Source organism: Streptomyces sp. NPDC050433 (genome assembly GCF_044458565.1).
Classification (GTDB): domain Bacteria; phylum Actinomycetota; class Actinomycetes; order Streptomycetales; family Streptomycetaceae; genus Streptomyces.
Genome location: NZ_JBITIB010000073.1, coordinates 1 through 1,149 on the forward strand (window position 1 = coordinate 1; position 1,149 = coordinate 1,149).

1 pseudogene is annotated in these 1,149 nt (G+C 66.6%); it reads left to right on the forward strand.

The annotated features are described in order from the left end of the window. Positions 1–113 precede the first annotated feature (113 nt). Positions 114–1,060, forward strand: a pseudogene (locus tag ACIBLA_RS37575) (IS481 family transposase). The last annotated feature ends 89 nt before the right edge of the window (positions 1,061–1,149 follow it).

Sequence of the window (1,149 nt, forward strand, 5' to 3'; positions counted from 1 at the left end):
ACACTAGGTGTATTGATCACGAGCGTTGTTAACACCTGGTGGTCGGGTTGCTCAAAGGCGAAGACCTCCGGTGTGGTGGAGCTGTCTAGGACTGCGCCGCACAGGAGGTCTTCGTGTCCCACCGTAATGCCCGGTTGACCGTTCATGGCAGGCGGTTGCTGGTCGACCGCGTCCGTTCCGGGCGGCCGGTGGCGCATGTCGCCGCCGAGCTGGGTGTTTCACGGCCCACCGCTCATAAGTGGGTTCGCCGGTGGCGGACCGAGGGCGAAGCGGGCCTGGCAGACCGCTCCAGCCGCCCGCTGATGACGCCGCACCGGACCCCGGCCGATATCGAGGTCCAGGTGTGTGACCTGCGTCGGGACCGCAAGCTTGGGCCCGCCCGGATCGGCCCGGTCCTGGGCCTGCCCGCCTCGACCGTCCACCGCATCCTGACCCGCCACGGCTTGCACCGCCTCGCCTGCCTCGACCGGCCCACCGGCACCGTGATCCGACGCTACGAACGCGACCGCCCCGGCGAACTGATCCACATCGATGTGAAGAAGCTCGGCCGGATTCCTGACGGCGGCGGCCATCGGGCCCTGGGCCGTGAAGCGGGCCGGCCGGTCCGCGGGATGGGTTTCGACTACGTACATTCCGCCGTCGACGACCACTCCCGCCTCGCCTACAGCGAGATCCACGCGGACGAGAAAGTCACGACCTGCGCCGGCTTCCTCACCCGCGCCGCCGCCTTCTTCCACGCCCACGGCATCACCCGCATCGAACGCGTCCTCACCGACAACGCCTGGTCCTACCGCAAGGGCCTGGCCTGGAAGCAGGCCCTCAACGAGCTCGGCGCGACCGGCAAGCTCACCCGCGCCTACCGGCCCCAGACCAACGGCAAAGTCGAACGCTTCAACCGCACCCTCCTCGAGGAATGGGCCTACTGCGGCCCTACACCTCCAACAGCGAGCGGACAGCGGCCCTGAGAGATTTCCTCCACACCCACCACCGCTGCCACACCGCACTCGGAGGCCAGCCACCCATCAGCCGAGTAAACAACGCTGGTGATCAATATACCTAGTGTCCTGCGCCTGAAATCCTGGCGTTAAGTTGCTACGGTTTCAGGATGTCGTTTTCGGGGCGCTCTTCCGTCGAGTTTGTGTTGACCAC